This window comes from Pseudomonas sp. SAS7, from assembly GCF_052112345.1.
GTDB lineage: Bacteria > Pseudomonadota > Gammaproteobacteria > Pseudomonadales > Pseudomonadaceae > Aquipseudomonas > Aquipseudomonas putida_Q.
The window spans coordinates 1-17,240 of record NZ_JBEGGO010000005.1 but is presented as its reverse complement, the minus strand read 5'-3'; the positions used below and the strand labels follow the sequence as shown (position 1 = coordinate 17,240).

The window sequence follows — 17,240 nt, the reverse complement described above, 5'->3', positions numbered from 1 at the left end:
CCTGTAGGAGCGGCCTTGTGCCGCGAAAGGGCCGCAAAGCGGCCCCAGCAATTCAGAAGTCCACGCTCACCCCCAGGCTCACCCCCTGCTGCGTCAACTCATCACTCTTGCGCCAGTTATAGTTCCCGCGCAAATGCACCCCTGCCACCACTTCATGGCTCACCCCCAGGCTCGCCCGGGTCAGGTCGCTGTTCGGGGTATAACCGGTCAGGGTGAAGTCGTTGGCCGGCAAGCTGGTCAGGTGCATCGTCACATCCTGCTGGTCATCCTCGAACTCATGCTCCTGCGCTACCTCGGCAAACAGCCGAGTGCCTGGCAGCACCTGGACACTGCCCAACAGCCCCACCCCCAGGCGGCGTGACGTGCGTTCCTGGTCGTCGAAGCCCAGTGCTGTCGAGCGCCCGCTCTTCTCGTTGTAGCCATCCACCTTCACGCGCGCATAGTCGGCACTGATGAATGGCGCCAGCTGCCAACTGCTGCTGTCTGCCGCCAGGTTGTAGCCCAGCCGCCCGGACATCGCCCAGGCCTCGCCGTCGGTGTCGCCCTTTTCGCTGCGCTCGTTCACGCCGAGGGCGAAGGTGCGCTTGAGGTCGCTGTAGTCCAGGTGCCCGGCGGTCAGCGCAGCATCGGCCCACCAGCGGTCCTGGCGGTACTGGGCGAAGGCGCTGGCCAGGTAGCTGTTCAGTTTGTAGTCCGAATCATTGGCGCCGGCCTCCAGCTTTTGCCGATATGCGCCGCCGGCCAGGCCCAAACGCCAGGCGTCGTTCAGGCGATAGCTGCCGCCCACGGTCAGGTTATAGCCGCGGCCATCGCCGCTGGCTGAGCTGCGCTGGCTGTCGAAGTCCAAGTCCTGGGTACCGGTGGCGACGAAGGCCTGCCATTGGCCAACGGCCTGCCAGGGCGTCTGCCATTGGTTGCGCAGTTCGTCCTGGTGGGCGCGCAGGCTGGCGTGGGCCATTTCCGGTAGTAGCGTCAGTTCCCACGGGGCGGAGATGATCGAATAGGCGTAGTCGGCAATCAGTTGCTGGCCAGCGATGGTCGGGTGCACCGAGTCGTTGAACAGCAGCTTTGTCGGGTCTGGGCTTGTGCCATTGATACCGTACACCGGGTTTTCCACGCAGCTGGCGCCGCTGTAGCAGGTACCGACCAGGTTCTGGTCGCTGGCCAGGCCGAACTGGGTGGGGCTGGCCAATGCCTCGCTCAGCAGCACGGGGATGTTCAGCGGGATGATCTCGGCATCGATCTGACCCAGTTGGCTGATCAGTGACTGGTTGAACGCGCCAGACAGCAGTGATAGCGGGTTTTGCTGCGGCGTGCCGCTGAAGTTGGGCGTTTGGCCGAGGTCGGGCAGCAGCCAGACCATGATGTAGCGGGCGCCACCTTGTTGCAGCGCCTGGGCGCTGGCCGCAAGGCGGGCACCGGCGGCTACGGCGTCGGTCGGGCTGTTCACCAGGCCTTGCAGGAAATCGTTGCCGCCGCCAGTCAGGTAGTACAAAGCATTGGGGTCGGCGCGCAGGCCGTTGGCCAGATAGCCGGGTTTTTCTCGCAGTACCTGCCCGCCGCCGGGGTTCCCTGGCGGGATGACGGTCTTGGACGTGGTCGTGATCGAATCCAGGATCTGCTGGGTGGTATAGCCGCCGACAGCCCAGTTGTTGCCATCGGGGCGGATGCCTATCGATGTTGAAGGGTTCAGGTCGTCTGGTGTGACCCCCAGTCGGCCACCGAGGATCATCGGTGACACCGGGGCAAAGTTGCCATCGGCACCGCGGTTGGTGGACCGTAGGCCTGAGGTACCGCCGCTCAGGTCGGGAAACTGCCCCGCATCGGCGAGGCTGTCGCCAAACACGATCAGGGTTGAGTAGGGCGAGGGTGCGGCGAACGCCTGGCTGCAGGCCAGGGCCAGTGAAGCGAAGGTAAAGCGCAATAACGGGGCTTTTCGCATCAGGGAACATCCTTTTCTTTGTTTTTATGAAGGGCTGCGCAATCGACCTTAGCAAATCGCAGTGCATCCCTCCCAAGTCCATTCGTTTCCCCGTGTTTACAGGCATATTGCGCCCGCCGCCCCGGTAAGCTACTGTGCCGGGACGTATGAGCGAGACCTATCCTGTGTTGATCGTCAGTAAACTCTTGATGCGCGTAATCAAGGCCCACGCCCGCTGGCGTTGGCGCGCCTGACTCTATCCCCTGCCGGCCCGCCCGGCCCGCCCCTGTTTGCCTTCTTCTTTACAGCCCTTTGTGGCGAAGCCGTGCCTGTGGCGGCTGCAAGAAGGTTCGAATTTTGAAGTCAGTAAATTCAAGAGGTTTAACACCATGTTACTGATGATCGACAATTACGACTCATTCACTTACAACGTCGTTCAGTACCTTGGCGAGCTGGGTGCCGAGGTCAAGGTCATTCGCAATGACGAAATGACCATCGCCCAGATCGAAGCCCTCAACCCCGAGCGCATCGTCGTATCCCCAGGCCCGTGCACGCCCAGCGAAGCGGGTGTGTCCATCGAGGCCATCCTGCATTTTGCCGGCAAGCTGCCGATCCTGGGCGTGTGCCTGGGGCACCAGTCCATCGGCCAGGCCTTTGGCGGTGACGTGGTGCGTGCCCGCCAGGTGATGCACGGCAAGACCAGCCCGGTACACCACCGTGACCTGGGCGTATTCGCCGGCCTCAACAAACCGCTGACCGTGACCCGCTACCATTCGCTGGTGGTCAAGCGCGAAACCTTGCCCGATTGCCTGGAAGTAACTGCCTGGACCGCTCATGCAGACGGTTCGGTCGACGAGATCATGGGCCTGCGCCACAAAACGCTGAATATCGAAGGGGTGCAGTTCCACCCCGAGTCGATCCTGACCGAGCAGGGCCACGAGCTGTTCGCCAACTTCCTCAAGCAGACCGGCGGCCGCCGCTAAGGATCGAACATGGATATCAAGAGCGCGTTGAGCCGTATCGTCGGCCAGCTGGACCTGTCTACCGAAGAAATGCGCGATGTCATGCGCCAGATCATGACCGGCCAGTGCAGCGAGGCGCAGATCGGCGCCTTCCTGATGGGCATGCGCATGAAGAGTGAAAGCATCGACGAAATCGTCGGCGCGGTGTCGGTGATGCGTGAGCTGGCCGACAAGGTTGAACTGAAAAGCCTGGATGGCGTGGTGGATATCGTCGGCACCGGCGGTGACGGCGCCAATATTTTCAACGTGTCCACCGCGTCTTCGTTCGTCCTGGCGGCGGCGGGCTGCACCGTGGCCAAGCACGGCAACCGCGCAGTGTCGGGCAAGAGCGGCAGTGCCGACCTGCTGGAAGCTGCAGGCATTTATCTGAACCTGACGCCAACCCAGGTGGCCCGCTGCATTGACAGCCTCGGCATCGGCTTCATGTTCGCACAAAGCCATCACTCGGCCATGAAGCATGCCGCTGGCCCGCGTCGCGACCTGGGGTTGCGTACCCTGTTCAACATGCTCGGCCCGCTTACGAATCCGGCCGGAGTGAAGCACCAGGTGGTCGGCGTGTTCGCCCAGGCCTTGTGCCGCCCGTTGGCCGAGGTACTGCAACGCCTGGGCAGCAAGCATGTACTGGTGGTGCACTCGAAGGACGGCCTGGATGAGTTCAGCCTGGCTGCACCCACCTTCGTTGCCGAACTTAAAAACGACGAAATTACTGAATACTGGGTCGAACCGGAAGACCTCGGCATGAAGAGCCAGAGCTTGCATGGCCTTGCCGTCGAGAACCCGCAGGCGTCGCTGGAGTTGATCCGCGATGCGCTGGGCCGGCGCAAGACCGAAAACGGCCAGAAGGCTGCGGAAATGATCGTGCTCAACGCAGGCGCGGCACTGTATGCCGCCGATCATGCAATGACCCTGGCTCAAGGTGTGGAACTGGCCCACGACGTACTGCACACCGGGCTGGCCTGGGAGAAGCTGCAGGAACTGGGTGCCTTTACTGCAGTATTCAAGGTGGAGAACGAAGCATGAGTGTGCCGACGGTGCTGGAAAGGATCATTGCCCGCAAGTTCCAGGAAGTGGCCGAGCGCAGCGCGCGCGTCAGCCTCGCCGAACTGGAAGGCCTGGCCAAGGTTGCCGATGCCCCGCGGGGCTTCGCCAATGCGCTGATCGAGCAGGCCAAGCGCAAGCAGCCAGCGGTGATCGCCGAGATCAAGAAGGCTTCGCCGAGCAAGGGCGTGATCCGCGAGCACTTCGTGCCGGCGGAAATCGCTGTCAGCTACGAGAAGGGCGGCGCTACCTGTCTCTCGGTGCTGACCGATGTCGATTACTTCCAGGGTGCCGATGAGTACCTGCAGCAGGCACGCGCTGCCGTTTCGCTGCCGGTGATCCGCAAGGACTTCATGGTCGACCCTTACCAGATCGTCGAAGCCCGGGCCTTGGGCGCGGACTGCGTGCTGCTGATCGTCTCGGCGCTGGACGACGTGAAAATGGCCGAACTGGCCGCGACCGCAAAAGACGTCGGCCTCGACGTGCTGGTGGAAGTGCACGATGGCGATGAGCTTGAGCGCGCGTTGAAAACCCTGGATACGCCGCTGGTGGGGGTGAACAACCGCAACCTGCACACCTTCGAGGTCAGCCTGGAAACCACCCTTGACCTGCTACCGCGCATTCCGCGTGATCGCCTGGCGATTACCGAGAGCGGTATTCTCAACCGGGCCGATGTCGAGCTGATGGCAATCAACGAGGTTTACTCGTTCCTGGTGGGCGAGGCGTTCATGCGCGCTGAGCAGCCTGGGCTGGAGTTGCAGCGGTTGTTCTTCCCCGAACAAGTGAAGAAGACAGTTCAGCACCTGGACTGATCAAATGAAGCCGGCGTTTTTGCCGGCTTTTTTGTATGCCTGACATGGCCCTTTCGCGGGTGCTTCACCACGCTTAAGCCCTGTGCTAGACATGTGGGAGCGGGTATGCCCGCGAAGAGGCCATCAAAAACAACATCAAAGGTGGATCAATGACCGATCAACCCCTGGCCATGACCGTCGAGCAAGGCCTGCACGCCGAACAGGACCTGCTGGCCGCAGTGTGCCGCGGCGAACGCGAAAGTGGCGTGCTGTTCTGGCGCCCTACCGACCATGCCCTGGTCATGCCCCGGCGCATGAGCCGCCTGGACAACTTCGAAGCCGCCTGCTCGGAGCTGGCGATTGCCGGCTGGCCGGTGCTGCTGCGCGAGACTGGCGGTGAGCCGGTGCCTCAATCCCATTCCACCGTGAACGTTGCACTGGTCTACGTTGCCCCGCGCAGCGAAGGCGATCACGGCCGTATCGAAAGCGCCTACGAGCGCCTGTGCCTTCCGCTGTGCGATGTATTGCGCGAGTGGGGCGGGGTGGCGTCGGTGGGTGAAATCGACGGGGCGTTCTGCGATGGCCGTTACAACGTCAACCTCAATGGCCGCAAGCTGGTGGGCACCGCCCAGCGCTGGCGTCAGGGCCTGGGTGGCAAGCGCCCGGTAGTGCTGGTGCACGGTGCGTTGCTGCTGGACAACGAGCGTGAGTCGATGGTGGCGGCGGTCAACCGCTTCAACGAGTGCTGCGAGCTGGAGCAACGCTGCCGCGCCGATGCACACATCGCCTTGCATGAAGTGGCGCCTGCGGCGCCCTGGTTCGAGCGCTTGTCGCAGGCCTACGCCAAGGTGCTTGCAGACCTGCCCAAAGATTAACGGGTGCCGTAGACCACCATGGTCTTCCCTTTGACCTGCACCAGGCTGCGCTCTTCAAGGTCCTTGAGGACGCGGCCGACCATTTCCCGGGAGCAACCGACGATTCGCCCGATTTCCTGCCGGGTGATCTTGATCTGCATGCCGTCGGGGTGGGTCATGGCATCGGGTTGCTTGCACAATTCCAGCAGGCAACGGGCAACCCGCCCGGTGACGTCGAAAAATGCCAGGTCGCCGACCTTGCGTGTAGTGTTGCGAAGGCGCTGGGCCATCTGGCTGCCCAGGGCATAGAGGATTTCCGGGTCCTGGCGCGCCAGTTCGCGAAACTTCTCGTAGCTGATCTCGGCCACTTCGCACTCAGTCTTGGCTCGCACCCAGGCACTGCGCTGCTGTTCGCCGTCAACCGGCTCGAACAACCCCAGCTCGCCAAAGAAATCGCCATTGTTGAGATAGGCAATGATCATTTCACGGCCGTCGTCGTCTTCGATGAGGATGGTCACCGACCCCTTGATGATGAACGACAGTGTCTCGGCCCGGTCGCCGGCGCAGATGATGTTGCTCTTGGCGGTATAGCGGCGGCGCTGGCAGTGTACCAGCAGCTTGTCGATGTTCTTGATCTTGGCGGGTAGGGCGGAGGCAACCATCACGAAATCCTGTTCGATACGACCCGTAGGCTTTTTATAAGGCTGTCTGGCGCAAGCGCCATTCATTTGGCGCCAGCTTATCAGACGTCACCGGATGTTTCGGTACTAAACCGACACGTCTCGTGCTTTTCCCACAGCCGCACAAGGTCTAAGCTGACACCCTTTTCCGAATATCAGGAGTCCGGGTAGATGAAGGCACGTATCCAGTGGGCCGGTGAGGCCATGTTCCTCGGCGAATCGGGGAGTGGTCATGTCGTCGTGATGGACGGCCCGCCCGAGGCCGGCGGCCGCAACCTGGGTGTGCGCCCGATGGAAATGTTGCTGTTGGGCCTGGGTGGCTGCAGCAGCTTTGACGTGGTGAGCATCCTGAAGAAGTCGCGCCAGGCGGTTGAAAGCTGCGAGGCGTTTCTGGAAGCCGAGCGCGCCAGCGAAGACCCGAAGGTGTTCACCAAGATTCACATGAACTTCGTGGTGAAGGGGCGTGGGCTGAAAGAAGCGCAGGTAAAGCGGGCGGTGGAGCTGTCGGCAGAGAAGTACTGCTCGGCTTCGATCATGCTCGAACGTGCCGGGGTGGAGATTACCCATGGGTACGAGATTGTAGAGCTGGGTTAAAGCTGAAATTTTGGGGCCGCTTCGCGGCCCATCGCGACGCAAGGCCGCTCCTACAGGAAGTACGCGCTCCCTTGTAGGAGCGGCCTTGTGTCGCGATGGGCTGCGAAGCAGCCCCGACAATGTCAGCTCCGAAGCGCGGGCAGTGCAGCTTGCACCCACCCTGGCAGCCATCCTCGCATCACTTGGCTCAACCGCTCCCGCCGCTTCTGGTAAACCAGCCCCAGCCAGATAACCCCCAGCCCGATCAAGGTCACCACCACCGGGAACAGCAGCGACTGGGCAAACACCTCGTACGACAGGTACCCCAGGTAAGCCGCCACCCCCAGCGCACCAAACACCATGAACACCGGCCGGCGCAGCAGCACCGCCATGCCCATCAGCACGATGTTGATCAGGCAGTACAGGGCCTTGCCCAACTCACTGCCACTGTCCATCAGCGTCAGCCCGCCCCAGAATGCCGCCAGCCCGGCCAGGTAGCCCCAGCGGGCATAGTCCTCTCGCGTGCGGCCGTCTATCACCAGGAACACCACCAGCAAAGCCAACCCGAACCACAGCGAAACCTCGCGGCGCTGCTCCCAGCTGAACGGCGAGCCGAAGAACCATTCGCTCAGGTCCATCGACATGAACCACAAGGCCACGGCTATCGGCATCACGACGAACGGGTAGGGGATCAGCCGCAGCATCAGCAGCCCGGCGAGCACCGTGGCCGCCTCCATCGCCAGCCAGCCGCCCTGCACGTAGGTGTAGTACTGGTGATAGTTGGCTTGCGCGTCGTCCAGTGGCCACCAGCCCACCAGGCGTTCGATGGCGAACACTGCCAGTGGCACGATGCTGACAGCGACGGCCGCCAGCACCCCTGCAGCCACGGGCTGGCCGCGGCGCTGCAGGTTGAGGGCGAACAAGGTGATCAGCAGGATATAGAGGCTGGCGATGACCAACAGCGCGCTGTCACCGATGCTCATCCAGGCTTCGGTGAGCAACCAGCCCATGGCCGCCATGATCAGCATGGCGCCGAAATAGAAAGCGACATGGGCCAGCTGGAAGCTGCCCCGGTGTGCCGGTTCCTGGCGCAGGAACACCAGCAGGGCCTGGTCCTGGCCCGGCTGGAGAATGCCGGCTTGCACGGCGCGCGCCAGGTCCTTGGCGTCGAAACGGTCCGTCATGGCGATGCCTTCAGATACGGTAGGTGCTCTTGGTCATGACCTTGGCCAGCAAGCTCATGCCAAAGCGGACAGGGGCCGGGAAGCGATAACCACCGGCTTCCAGTGCAGACTCGGCGTGCTGCTCTTCGTCGATGCGCATCTGCTCGAGAATGGCCCGGGACTTTTCGTCTTCGTGCGGGATCTGCTCCAGGTGCTCGTCGAGGTGCTTGCACACCTGGTGCTCGGTGGCGGCGACGAAGCCCAGGCTGACCTTGTCGCTGACCAGGCCGGCGAGTGCGCCGATGCCGAACGACATGCCGTAGAACAGGGGGTTGAGCACGCTTGGGTGACTGTTCAGCTGGCGAATGCGTTGCTCGCACCAGGCCAGGTGGTCCACTTCTTCCTCGGCAGCATGCTCCATGGCCTTGCGTACCTGGGGCAGCTTGGCGGTCAGCGCCTGGCCCTGGTACAGCGCCTGGGCACACACTTCACCGGTGTGGTTGATACGCATCAGCCCGGCGATGTGGCGGGTCTGCTGCTCGTCCAGATCTGCGTCCGGCTGGACAATGGCCGGTGATGGCCGGGCGGGTTGGCCGCTGAAGGGCAGCAGGGTGCGCATGGCGGTATCGGCCTGCAGCAACAAGCGGTCGAGCGGCGAGTAGTGACGTTCGGTAGCCATCGGGCACCTCCGCAAGAATGTGCCCGACAGTTTACCGCAATAGCGGCGGGGTCGCTTGCCGTGGATCAGCCCGGTGGCCAGTTCATCTGGCGCTGGCCAAGCACGTGCATATGGATGTGATAGACGGTCTGGCCGCCTTTCGGGTTGCAGTTCATGACCACGCGGAAACCTTCCTCGCAGCCTTGCTCCACAGCCAGGCGCTGGGCGGTGAACAGGATGTGGCCAGCCAGGGCCTTGTCTTCTTCGGTCAGGTCATTGAGCGTGCGGATGTGTTTTTTCGGGATGACCAGAAAATGTACCGGTGCCGCGGGTGCAATGTCCTTGAAGGCCAGGACCTGGTCGTCTTCGTAGATGATATCCGCCGGGATTTCCCGGTTGATGATTTTGAGGAATAGATCGTCCACAGCACTTGCTCCATGGTGAGGGTCGGGCCGAGTGTACTCAGCCGAGCGCCGCTCGCCCAGTGGCTATTCCATGCCGGCCGGGCAATAGCGGCGGTGGATGGCGCCGGCCAGTTTGCACACCAGCCAGCGCGGCAGCAGGCGCGGGACGAATGCCAGCCAGCGGTTGCGCCGGCCGGGCATGATCAGCGCGCGGTTCTTGTCCAGCGCACGTACTGTGTACAGCGCGACTTCCTCGGGGCTGAGGCAGCGGGGTTTGCCGTCGAGGCGGGCAATGCGCCGGCGCGGGGAGCGTACCGGCCCGGGGCACAGCACCGAGACCTTGATGCCGGCACGCTTGAGCTCTTCGCGCAGTGCCTGGGAAAAGCTCAGCACGTACGCCTTGCTGGCGGCATAGGCCGCCATCCACGGGCCCGGTGCCACCCCGGCCAGGCCAGCGACGTTGAGGATTTGCCCGCCACCCTGCACGGCCATCAGGTTGCCGATGGCGTGGCACAGGCGGCTCAGGGCCAGAACGTTGACCTCCAGCAGGTCCTGTTCGTCGGCCCACTCATGGGCCAGAAAAGGCCCGTAGGTGCGCAAGCCGGCGCAGTTGACCAGCAGGTCGATACGCCGTTCGCCTTCTTCCAGTTCCAGCACGAAGCCCGACAGGCGCAGCGGCTGGCTGAGGTCGCAGGCGCGGAACAGCACCTCGACACCGAAGCGCTGGGTAAGTTCGATGGCCACGGGTTCCAGCGTTTCACGCTGACGTGCCACCAGGATCAGGTTGCGCCCGCGCCGTGCCAGCGCTTCCGCCAGGGCCAGGCCCAGGCCGCTGGAAGCACCAGTGATCATGGCGTAACGGGTCATGCTGGGCTCCTGGGGGCGAAAGAGGGCGCCTAGTGTACAGCTTGGCCGGGCAAGGTGTTGCGTTTTGCTACAAGGTGCGGGCGCGCAGAATCTGGCAGCGCTCAAGGGCTTCCCGGTACTCACTGTGGAGCCGTTCGATCAATGCACTGGCACTGGGCAGGTCATGGATTTCGCCGACGCCCTGGCCCGCCGACCATACGGTCTTCCAGGCTTTGGCTTCGTCGTCGATAGGTTTGAGCTTGCCTTGCTCGTGGCCGCCTTTGAGGGCGTTCATGTCGTAGCCAGCCTGCTCCAGGCTCGGGCGCAGGAAGCTGGCAGGGATGCCGGACACCGCCGGGGTGTGAATGATGTCGGCGGCGTGCGCATCGAGCAGCATCTGCTTGTAGGCATCCTGAGCCTGGCTTTCTGTAGTAGCGATAAAGCGCGTGCCCATGTAAGCCAGGTCGGCGCCCAGCAATTGTGCGGCGAGGATTTCGTGGCCGTGGTTGAGGCAGCCGGCCAGCAGCAGGGTCTTGTCGAAGAACTGGCGAATCTCTGCGGCCAGGGCGAACGGGCTCCAGGTGCCTGCATGGCCGCCTGCGCCGGCAGCGACGGCGATCAGCCCGTCGACACCCGCTTCGGCGGCTTTCTCGGCATGGCGGCGGGTGGTGACATCGTGGAACACCAGGCCGCCGTAGCCGTGCACGGCATCGACCACTTCCTTGACCGCCCCCAGGCTGGTGATGACGATCGGCACGCGATGTTCCACGCACAAAGCCAGGTCGGCCTGCAGGCGTGGGTTGGTCGGGTGCACGATCAGGTTGACGGCATAGGGGGCTGGCGCCTGCAATTGCGCCAAGCCTGCCTCGATCTCCTCCAGCCAGGCCTTGAAGCCGGCGCTGTCGCGCTGGTTGAGGGCCGGGAAACTGCCGACCACGCCGCTGGCGCAGCACGCCAGCACCAGTGTCGGGTTGGAGATCAGGAACATCGGCGCCGCAACCACAGGCAGGCGCAGGCGTTGTTCGAGCGAGGCAGGTAGCGACATGGCAAGGCTCCTTGAACGGGTGGCTATGTCAGAACGGTTTGACCACCACCAGAATTACGATGCCCAGCAGGAACAGCACGGGCACTTCGTTGAACCACCGATAGTAGACATGGCTGCGGGTGTTGTTGCCGTTGGCGAAGCGTTTGCGTTGGGCACCGCACATGTGATGGTAGCCGGTCAGCAGGATGACCAGGGTCAGCTTGGCATGCAGCCAGCCCTGGCTGAGCCAGCCGGGGGTGAGGTAAAGCATCCAGGCGCCGAACACGTAGGTGGCGATCATTGCCGGGTTCATGATGCCGCGGTACAGCTTGCGTTCCATGGTGACGAAGCGGTCCTTGCTGATGCTGTCCTCGCTCTGGGCGTGGTAGACGAACAGCCGCGGCAGGTAGAACAGGCCGGCGAACCAGCAGACCACGCTGACGATATGCAGCGCTTTGATCCATAGGTAAAGCATGGAGGGAGTTCCTTCAGGTATTCACGGTCGTCAGATAGTAGTGGTCAAGCGCCCGAAGGGTCACCCGAAGAGTTGTTACAGGCGCTTCGCGCCCCTATTATCGTGCGCTTTCCAGACGGCTCGTTGATAAGGGGCAAGCGTTATGATCAAGGTCGGTATCGTCGGCGGCACGGGTTACACCGGCGTCGAACTGTTGCGTCTGCTGGCACAGCATCCACAGGCCGAAGTGGCGGTCATCACTTCGCGCTCCGAGGCGGGCGTGGCTGTGGCGGACATGTACCCGAACCTGCGCGGCCACTATGACGGGCTGGCGTTCAGCGTGCCGGACAGCAAGGCCCTGGCCGCCTGCGATGTGGTGTTTTTCGCCACTCCGCACGGTGTTGCCCATGCCCTGGCTGGCGAACTGCTGGCGGCCGGTACCAAGGTGATCGACCTGTCGGCCGACTTCCGCCTGCAGGATGCTACCGAGTGGGGCAAGTGGTACGGCCAGCCGCACGGCGCGCCAGAACTGCTCAAGGACGCGGTATATGGCCTGCCTGAAGTCAACCGCGAGAAGATTCGCCAGGCGCGCCTGATCGCCGTGCCGGGTTGCTACCCGACCGCCACCCAGCTGGGCTTCTTGCCGCTGCTGGAAGCGGGCCTGGCCGACCCGTCGCGCCTGATTGCCGACTGCAAGTCGGGTGTCAGTGGCGCGGGTCGTGGTGCCGCAGTCGGTTCGCTGTTCTGCGAGGCCGGCGAAAGCATGAAGGCCTATGCGGTCAAGGGCCATCGTCACCTGCCGGAAATCAGCCAGGGCCTGCGCCTGGCCGCTGGCAAGGACATCGGGCTGACCTTCGTGCCGCACTTGACGCCAATGATCCGTGGCATCCACGCCACCCTGTACGCGAACGTTGTCGACACCTCGGTAGACCTGCAGGCGCTGTTCGAAAAGCGTTACGCCGACGAACCGTTCGTCGATGTGATGCCAGCGGGCAGCCACCCGGAAACCCGCAGTGTGCGCGGCGCCAACGTCTGCCGCATTGCCGTCCATCGCCCGCAGGGTGGTGACCTGGTGGTGGTGCTGTCGGTGATCGACAACCTGGTCAAGGGCGCGTCGGGCCAGGCGGTACAGAACCTGAACATCCTGTTTGGTCTGGATGAGCGCATGGGCCTGTCCCACGCGGGCTTGTTGCCGTAAGCAAGCCGCTGTCGAAATGGCCCGCCTCGTGCGGGCCAATTTGTTGTCGCGACTAAAGCCGCACAATTGTTGACCGATTTTCTCGGGAAAGCGGATAATGCGCGTCATCGAGTTTTAAGGCGGCAACTGCGCCGGGAGAGTCAACATGAGCGTCGAAACCTTCACCCCTACCGGTCTGGAATTCACCCATGGGGCAGCCCAGAAAGTGAAGAACCTGGTCGATGAGGAAGGCAATGAGCGTCTGAAACTGCGGGTGTTCGTGACCGGTGGTGGTTGCTCGGGCTTCCAGTACGGCTTCACTTTCGATGAGGATGTGGCCGAAGACGACACCATCGTCGAGCGCGAAGGCGTGTCGCTGGTGGTCGACCCGATGAGCTTCCAGTATCTGGCTGGTGCTGAGGTGGACTACCAGGAAGGTCTGGAGGGATCGCGCTTTGTGATCAAGAATCCTAACGCTGCTACTACGTGCGGTTGCGGGTCCTCGTTCTCGATCTGAGGCCTGGCCACACGAAAACGCCGCGCAAATGCGCGGCGTTTTGCTTTCAGGTGTAGCGGTTATGCCGGGTAGATTGCGCCCAGCACCCGCAGGCCCTTGGCCGCTGTGACGCTTGGGCGGTTGGCGCTGATGCCTTCGAGGCAGCAATGAGCCAGCCAGGCAAAGGCCATGGCCTCGACCCAGTCAGGGTCTACGCCATGGGCGCCGGTGCTGGCGACACGGGCCTCGGGTAGCAGCTGGCCGAGGCGGGCCATCAGGGCGCCGTTACGCGCGCCACCACCACACACCAGCAACGCCTTGGTGCCTTGCTGGGCATTGCTCAGCGAGTCGATGATGCTACGAGCGGTAAGCTCCAGCAGCGTCGCCTGGACATCCTCGTCCCGGTAAGCGGGCAGGCCCGCCAGGTGACCATCCAGCCAAGGCAGGTTGAACACCTCGCGGCCTGTACTTTTCGGGCCGCTGCCAGCGAAGAACGGGTCGGCCAGCAATACACCGAGCAAGCCCGCCTGCACCACGCCCGAGGCCGCCCAGGCACCATCGGCATCGTAGGCCTGGCCGCGCTTGCGCTCTATCCAGGCATCCAGCAGCACGTTACCTGGGCCACAATCGAAGCCGTGGACCGGCTTGTCCTGCTCGATCAGGCTGAGGTTGCTGAAACCCCCCACGTTCAGGACTGCCAGGCGCTGGCCCAGGTGGCCGAACAGGGTTTCGTGAAAGGCCGGTACCAAGGGGGCACCTTGGCCACCAGCAGCCACGTCGCGCCGGCGGAAGTCGGCAACCACGCTGATGCCTGTAAGTTCTGCGAGCAGCGCCGGGTTGCCGATCTGTACGGTAAAACCGCGTGCGGGTTCGTGGCGGATGGTCTGGCCATGGCTGCCGATGGCGCGGATGGCATCGGCCTGCAGCCCCTGACGGGCCAGCAGTTGGCGGATACCTTCACCTGCCAGGCTGGCCCAGCGGTTTTCTGTCAGCGCCGCGCGCGCGATCTCGTCAGGGCCGCTGCTGCACAGTGCAAGCAGGTCCTGACGCAAATCGCCGGGCATTGGCAGGTAATGGGTGGCGAGCAGTTCAAGCTGCTCGCCTTGTTCGATCAGGGCAATGTCCAGCCCATCGAGGCTGGTGCCGGACATCACCCCTAGGTAGAGCGCCATGGCCTTAGCGCTTGTTCGCTGCGAGCAGGGTGGCCTTTTCCTGATCCATACGGGCAATCAGGGGCTGGCTCTGCTGCAGGAAGCGCTGGCGTTCGCCCTTGGTGATCGGGTCGGCCATCGGTACTTTCTGGCTCAGCGGGTCGACGTGCACACCGTTGACCTGGAACTCGTAGTGCAGGTGCGGGCCGGTGGACAGGCCGGTGGTGCCGATGTAGCCGATGATCTGGCCTTGTTTCACCGAACTGCCAGTCTTGATGCCTTTGGCAAAGCCCTGCATGTGGCCGTACAGCGTCTTGTAGCGGTTGCCGTGCTGGATGATCACGGTGTTGCCGTAACCACCACGGCGCCCGGCCAGTTCAATGCGGCCGTCACCGGCAGCCTTGATCGGCGTACCGCGCGGGGCGGCGTAGTCGACGCCTTTGTGGGCGCGGATCTTGTTCAGGATCGGGTGTTTGCGGCCGGCGGAAAAGCGCGAGCTGATACGGGCGAAGTCCACCGGCGTACGGATGAAGGCCTTGCGCAGGCTGTTGCCGTCGGCGGTGTAGTAGGTGGTGTTGCCCTGCTTGTTGGTGTAGCGCACGGCGGTGTAGGTCTTGCCGCGGTTGGTGAAGCGGGCGGACAGGATGTTGCCGGTGCCGACCACCTTGCCGTCCATCACCTTCTGCTCATAGACCACGTCGAACTCGTCGCCCGGGCGAATATCCTGGGCGAAGTCGATGTCGTAACCCAGCACCCGGGCCATGTCCATGGTCATGCTGTGGGACAGGCCGGCGCGCTGGGCCGAGGCCGACAGCGAGCTCTTGATCACGCCGTGGGCGTAGGCGGTACGCACCACCGGCTTGCTGATTTCACGGTTGAAGGTGTAGCCCTTGGCGGACTTGGTCAGGCGAATGGTTTCGAGGTTGCTGACCTTGCTGTGCAGGCTGGCCAGCTGGCCATCTTTGTCGAGCTCGAACTGCAGCACCTGGCCGTGCTTGAGCTGGCTGAACTGCTTGGCCTGCTTGTTACTTGCCAGCAGGTCGTGCACGGCATTGCTCGGCAGGCCGACCTTGGCGAACAGGGTGGACAGTGTGTCGCCACGGGCTACGGTCACCTCGCGGTGGCCAGGCTCCTTGGCGGCTTCGGCGACAGGCTCGGCGGCAGGGGTTGATTGCTCGGCCTTCTGGGTCTCGGGGGCGGCCTGTTCGATCTGGGCGAATGGCGAGCCTTGCTCACCTTCGGCCTGCACCAGCGGCGCAGCGCGGGATTCGTCTTTCAGTTGCTCGGCAGGGCTCTCCAGCTCGAGGTTGAGGGTGGTTTTCTTGGCTTCCACTTCGCTTGAAGGGAATACCAGCAGAGCCAGACTGAGCAGGGCGGCAATGCCGCTGGCGGCCAACAGATGGCTTTTCGGATAAAGCGGGGGCGCTTTAGGCGGTTCGTTGGTCATGGGTAAGGTGACTTTGAAAAAAGTGAAATGGAAAAGATGAATGACATGATGAAGATGAAATAACTGTATAAAATATAACCAAATCCATTTTCACGCAAGGGCGCGTAGACGCCGCAAGCCGGTGCCCGGGTCACATTCCTTTGCGAAACTTGTATTTGACGGCCGATCTTGTATGGTTGGCTCCCCCTGAATCTGAGCCTTGCGGGTTTGTCTATGAAGTCGGTTGAAGAGCAGCTGGCGCTTATAAAGCGCGGCGCGGAAGAAGTACTGGTCGAGTCGGAACTGGTGGAGAAGCTCAAGCGCGGCCAGCCTCTGCGCATCAAGGCCGGCTTTGACCCGACTGCGCCTGACCTGCACCTTGGCCATACGGTGCTGATCAACAAGCTGCGTCAGTTCCAGGAGCTTGGCCACCAGGTCATCTTCCTTATCGGTGACTTCACCGGCATGATCGGTGACCCCAGCGGCAAGAGCGCAACGCGCCCGCCGCTGACCCGTGAGCAGGTGTTGGACAATGCCGAGACCTATAAGCAGCAGGTGTTCAAGATTCTCGACCCGGCCAAGACCGAGGTTGCGTTCAACTCCACCTGGATGGACAAGCTGACCCCGGCCGACTTCATTCGCCTGGCGTCGCAGTACACCGTGGCGCGCATGCTTGAGCGCGATGACTTCGACAAGCGCTACACCACCAACCAGCCGATCGCCATTCACGAGTTCCTCTACCCGCTGGTGCAGGGCTATGACTCGGTGGCGCTGAAGGCGGACGTCGAGCTGGGGGGTACCGATCAGAAGTTCAACTTGCTGATGGGGCGCGAGCTGCAACGTGCCTATGGCCAGGAAGCGCAGAACATCGTGACCATGCCGTTGCTCGAAGGGCTCGACGGCGTGAAGAAGATGTCCAAGTCGCTGGGCAACTACGTAGGTATCCAGGAAGCGCCGGGGGTGATGTACAGCAAGCTGGTCTCGATCCCGGATACGTTGATGTGGCGTTACTTCGAGCTGCTGAGCTTCCGTTCGATGGAAGAGATCGAGCAGTTCCGTGCTGACGTCGCCAAGGGTGCCAATCCGCGCGACATCAAGATCAAGCTGGCCGAAGAGATCGTTGCGCGCTTCCATGGTGAGGAGGCTGCGGCCAACGCTCACCGTGGTGCAGGTAACCGCATGAAAGAAGGCGAGTTGCCGGAAGACCTGCCGGAAGTCGAAGTGGCTGCAGCGGAAGACTTGCCGATTGCGGCCGTGTTGAACCGGGCTGGCCTGGTGAAGAACTCGGCTCAGGCGCGGGACCTGCTGAGTGGCGGCGCTGTTAAGGTCGACGGTGCGGTAGTTGATCGTGACTTCGTGTTTGCGCTGGGTGCGACCCATGTGTGCCAGGCGGGCAAGAAGTCATTTGCGCGGGTTACCCTCAAGGCTGAGTGAGTGCTTTCAGGTGTAGCTATATAGAAGCGGGGAGGCCGAAAGGCCTCCCCGCTTTGTTTTTGGGGGTGTTCGCCTTGGGGCCTTGACACGGCCTTCGCCAGGAATATTCCAAATAACTGAAATTAAAG

18 protein-coding genes are annotated in these 17,240 nt (G+C 62.7%); 8 read left to right on the top strand and 10 right to left on the bottom strand.

Annotated features, from left to right (window positions below):
- Positions 1–52: 52 nt before the first annotated feature.
- Positions 53–1,942 carry an esterase EstP gene (gene estP, locus ABI582_RS09825; RefSeq protein ID WP_442119069.1) on the bottom strand — a complete coding sequence of 630 codons (1,890 nt, stop codon included), beginning with the start codon at positions 1,940–1,942 and terminating at the stop codon, positions 53–55.
- Positions 1,943–2,310: 368 nt separating this feature from the next.
- Here estP and ABI582_RS09820 point away from each other — a divergent pair, with 368 nt between their 5' ends.
- The 4 genes from ABI582_RS09820 to ABI582_RS09805 all read left to right on the top strand — a co-directional run bounded on the left by ABI582_RS09820 (position 2,311) and on the right by ABI582_RS09805 (position 5,647).
- Complete coding sequence (locus ABI582_RS09820) at positions 2,311–2,904, top strand: aminodeoxychorismate/anthranilate synthase component II (RefSeq protein WP_442119068.1); 594 nt, start codon at positions 2,311–2,313, stop codon at positions 2,902–2,904.
- Positions 2,905–2,913: 9 nt separating this feature from the next.
- Positions 2,914–3,963 carry an anthranilate phosphoribosyltransferase gene (trpD, locus tag ABI582_RS09815; protein WP_442119067.1) on the top strand — a complete coding sequence of 350 codons (1,050 nt, stop codon included), beginning with the start codon at positions 2,914–2,916 and terminating at the stop codon, positions 3,961–3,963.
- Positions 3,960–4,793: an indole-3-glycerol phosphate synthase TrpC gene (trpC, locus tag ABI582_RS09810; RefSeq protein WP_016497725.1), complete on the top strand. Its 834-nt coding sequence runs from the start codon at positions 3,960–3,962 to the stop codon at positions 4,791–4,793. The genes trpD and trpC overlap by 4 nt, the downstream gene beginning before the upstream one ends.
- 149 nt (positions 4,794–4,942) lie before the next feature.
- Positions 4,943–5,647 carry a lipoate--protein ligase family protein gene (locus tag ABI582_RS09805; protein WP_442119066.1) on the top strand — a complete coding sequence of 235 codons (705 nt, stop codon included), beginning with the start codon at positions 4,943–4,945 and terminating at the stop codon, positions 5,645–5,647.
- Here the strand turns inward: ABI582_RS09805 and crp are convergent.
- Complete coding sequence (crp, locus tag ABI582_RS09800) at positions 5,644–6,288, bottom strand: cAMP-activated global transcriptional regulator CRP (RefSeq protein WP_016497727.1); 645 nt, start codon at positions 6,286–6,288, stop codon at positions 5,644–5,646. The two genes, ABI582_RS09805 and crp, sit on opposite strands and share 4 nt — an antisense overlap.
- Before the next feature lie 189 nt (positions 6,289–6,477).
- On the opposite strand from crp, the gene ABI582_RS09795 reads away from it, so the two are divergent.
- Entirely contained in the window at positions 6,478–6,900 is a 423-nt protein-coding gene (locus ABI582_RS09795) for an OsmC family protein (RefSeq protein ID WP_004376171.1), read from the top strand.
- A 122-nt stretch (positions 6,901–7,022) separates the two neighbouring features.
- Here the strand turns inward: ABI582_RS09795 and ABI582_RS09790 are convergent, their stop codons facing one another.
- The 6 genes from ABI582_RS09790 to hemJ form a co-directional block, all read right to left on the bottom strand.
- Positions 7,023–8,063, bottom strand: a complete 1,041-nt coding sequence (locus tag ABI582_RS09790) for a DUF2157 domain-containing protein (protein WP_442119065.1) — start codon at positions 8,061–8,063, stop codon at positions 7,023–7,025.
- A gap of 10 nt (positions 8,064–8,073) precedes the next feature.
- Positions 8,074–8,721 (bottom strand): 2-polyprenyl-3-methyl-6-methoxy-1,4-benzoquinone monooxygenase, encoded by a 648-nt coding sequence (gene coq7, locus ABI582_RS09785; protein WP_086974424.1) that lies wholly within the window; start codon positions 8,719–8,721, stop codon positions 8,074–8,076.
- Between the two features lie 65 nt (positions 8,722–8,786).
- Positions 8,787–9,125, bottom strand: coding sequence for a histidine triad nucleotide-binding protein (locus ABI582_RS09780; RefSeq protein ID WP_016484636.1), 339 nt, complete (start codon positions 9,123–9,125; stop codon positions 8,787–8,789).
- A gap of 63 nt (positions 9,126–9,188) precedes the next feature.
- Positions 9,189–9,971, bottom strand: coding sequence for an SDR family NAD(P)-dependent oxidoreductase (locus ABI582_RS09775; protein WP_442119064.1), 783 nt, complete (start codon positions 9,969–9,971; stop codon positions 9,189–9,191).
- A gap of 67 nt (positions 9,972–10,038) precedes the next feature.
- Positions 10,039–10,995, bottom strand: a complete 957-nt coding sequence (locus ABI582_RS09770) for an NAD(P)H-dependent flavin oxidoreductase (protein WP_338745905.1) — start codon at positions 10,993–10,995, stop codon at positions 10,039–10,041.
- Between the two features lie 28 nt (positions 10,996–11,023).
- A complete protein-coding gene (gene hemJ / locus ABI582_RS09765; RefSeq protein ID WP_338745906.1) occupies positions 11,024–11,449 on the bottom strand; it encodes a protoporphyrinogen oxidase HemJ in 426 nt (141 codons plus the stop codon).
- Between the two features lie 142 nt (positions 11,450–11,591).
- Between hemJ and argC the strand changes: the two genes are divergently transcribed.
- Together argC and erpA are read left to right on the top strand one after the other, a co-directional pair.
- Complete coding sequence (argC, locus tag ABI582_RS09760) at positions 11,592–12,626, top strand: N-acetyl-gamma-glutamyl-phosphate reductase (protein WP_019472953.1); 1,035 nt, start codon at positions 11,592–11,594, stop codon at positions 12,624–12,626.
- Positions 12,627–12,771: 145 nt separating this feature from the next.
- On the top strand, positions 12,772–13,122 hold the full coding sequence (gene erpA / locus ABI582_RS09755; RefSeq protein WP_086974427.1) for an iron-sulfur cluster insertion protein ErpA: 351 nt from the start codon (positions 12,772–12,774) through the stop codon (positions 13,120–13,122).
- Between the two features lie 59 nt (positions 13,123–13,181).
- On the opposite strand, the gene ABI582_RS09750 is transcribed toward erpA, so the two are convergent.
- Positions 13,182–14,273, bottom strand: coding sequence for an anhydro-N-acetylmuramic acid kinase (locus tag ABI582_RS09750; RefSeq protein ID WP_442119063.1), 1,092 nt, complete (start codon positions 14,271–14,273; stop codon positions 13,182–13,184).
- 4 nt (positions 14,274–14,277) lie between these two features.
- Positions 14,278–15,699 (bottom strand): peptidoglycan DD-metalloendopeptidase family protein, encoded by a 1,422-nt coding sequence (locus ABI582_RS09745; protein ID WP_442119062.1) that lies wholly within the window; start codon positions 15,697–15,699, stop codon positions 14,278–14,280.
- 213 nt (positions 15,700–15,912) lie between these two features.
- Here ABI582_RS09745 and tyrS point away from each other — a divergent pair, with 213 nt between their 5' ends.
- Entirely contained in the window at positions 15,913–17,112 is a 1,200-nt protein-coding gene (tyrS, locus tag ABI582_RS09740; protein WP_016497737.1) for a tyrosine--tRNA ligase, read from the top strand.
- Positions 17,113–17,240: the final 128 nt, after the last annotated feature.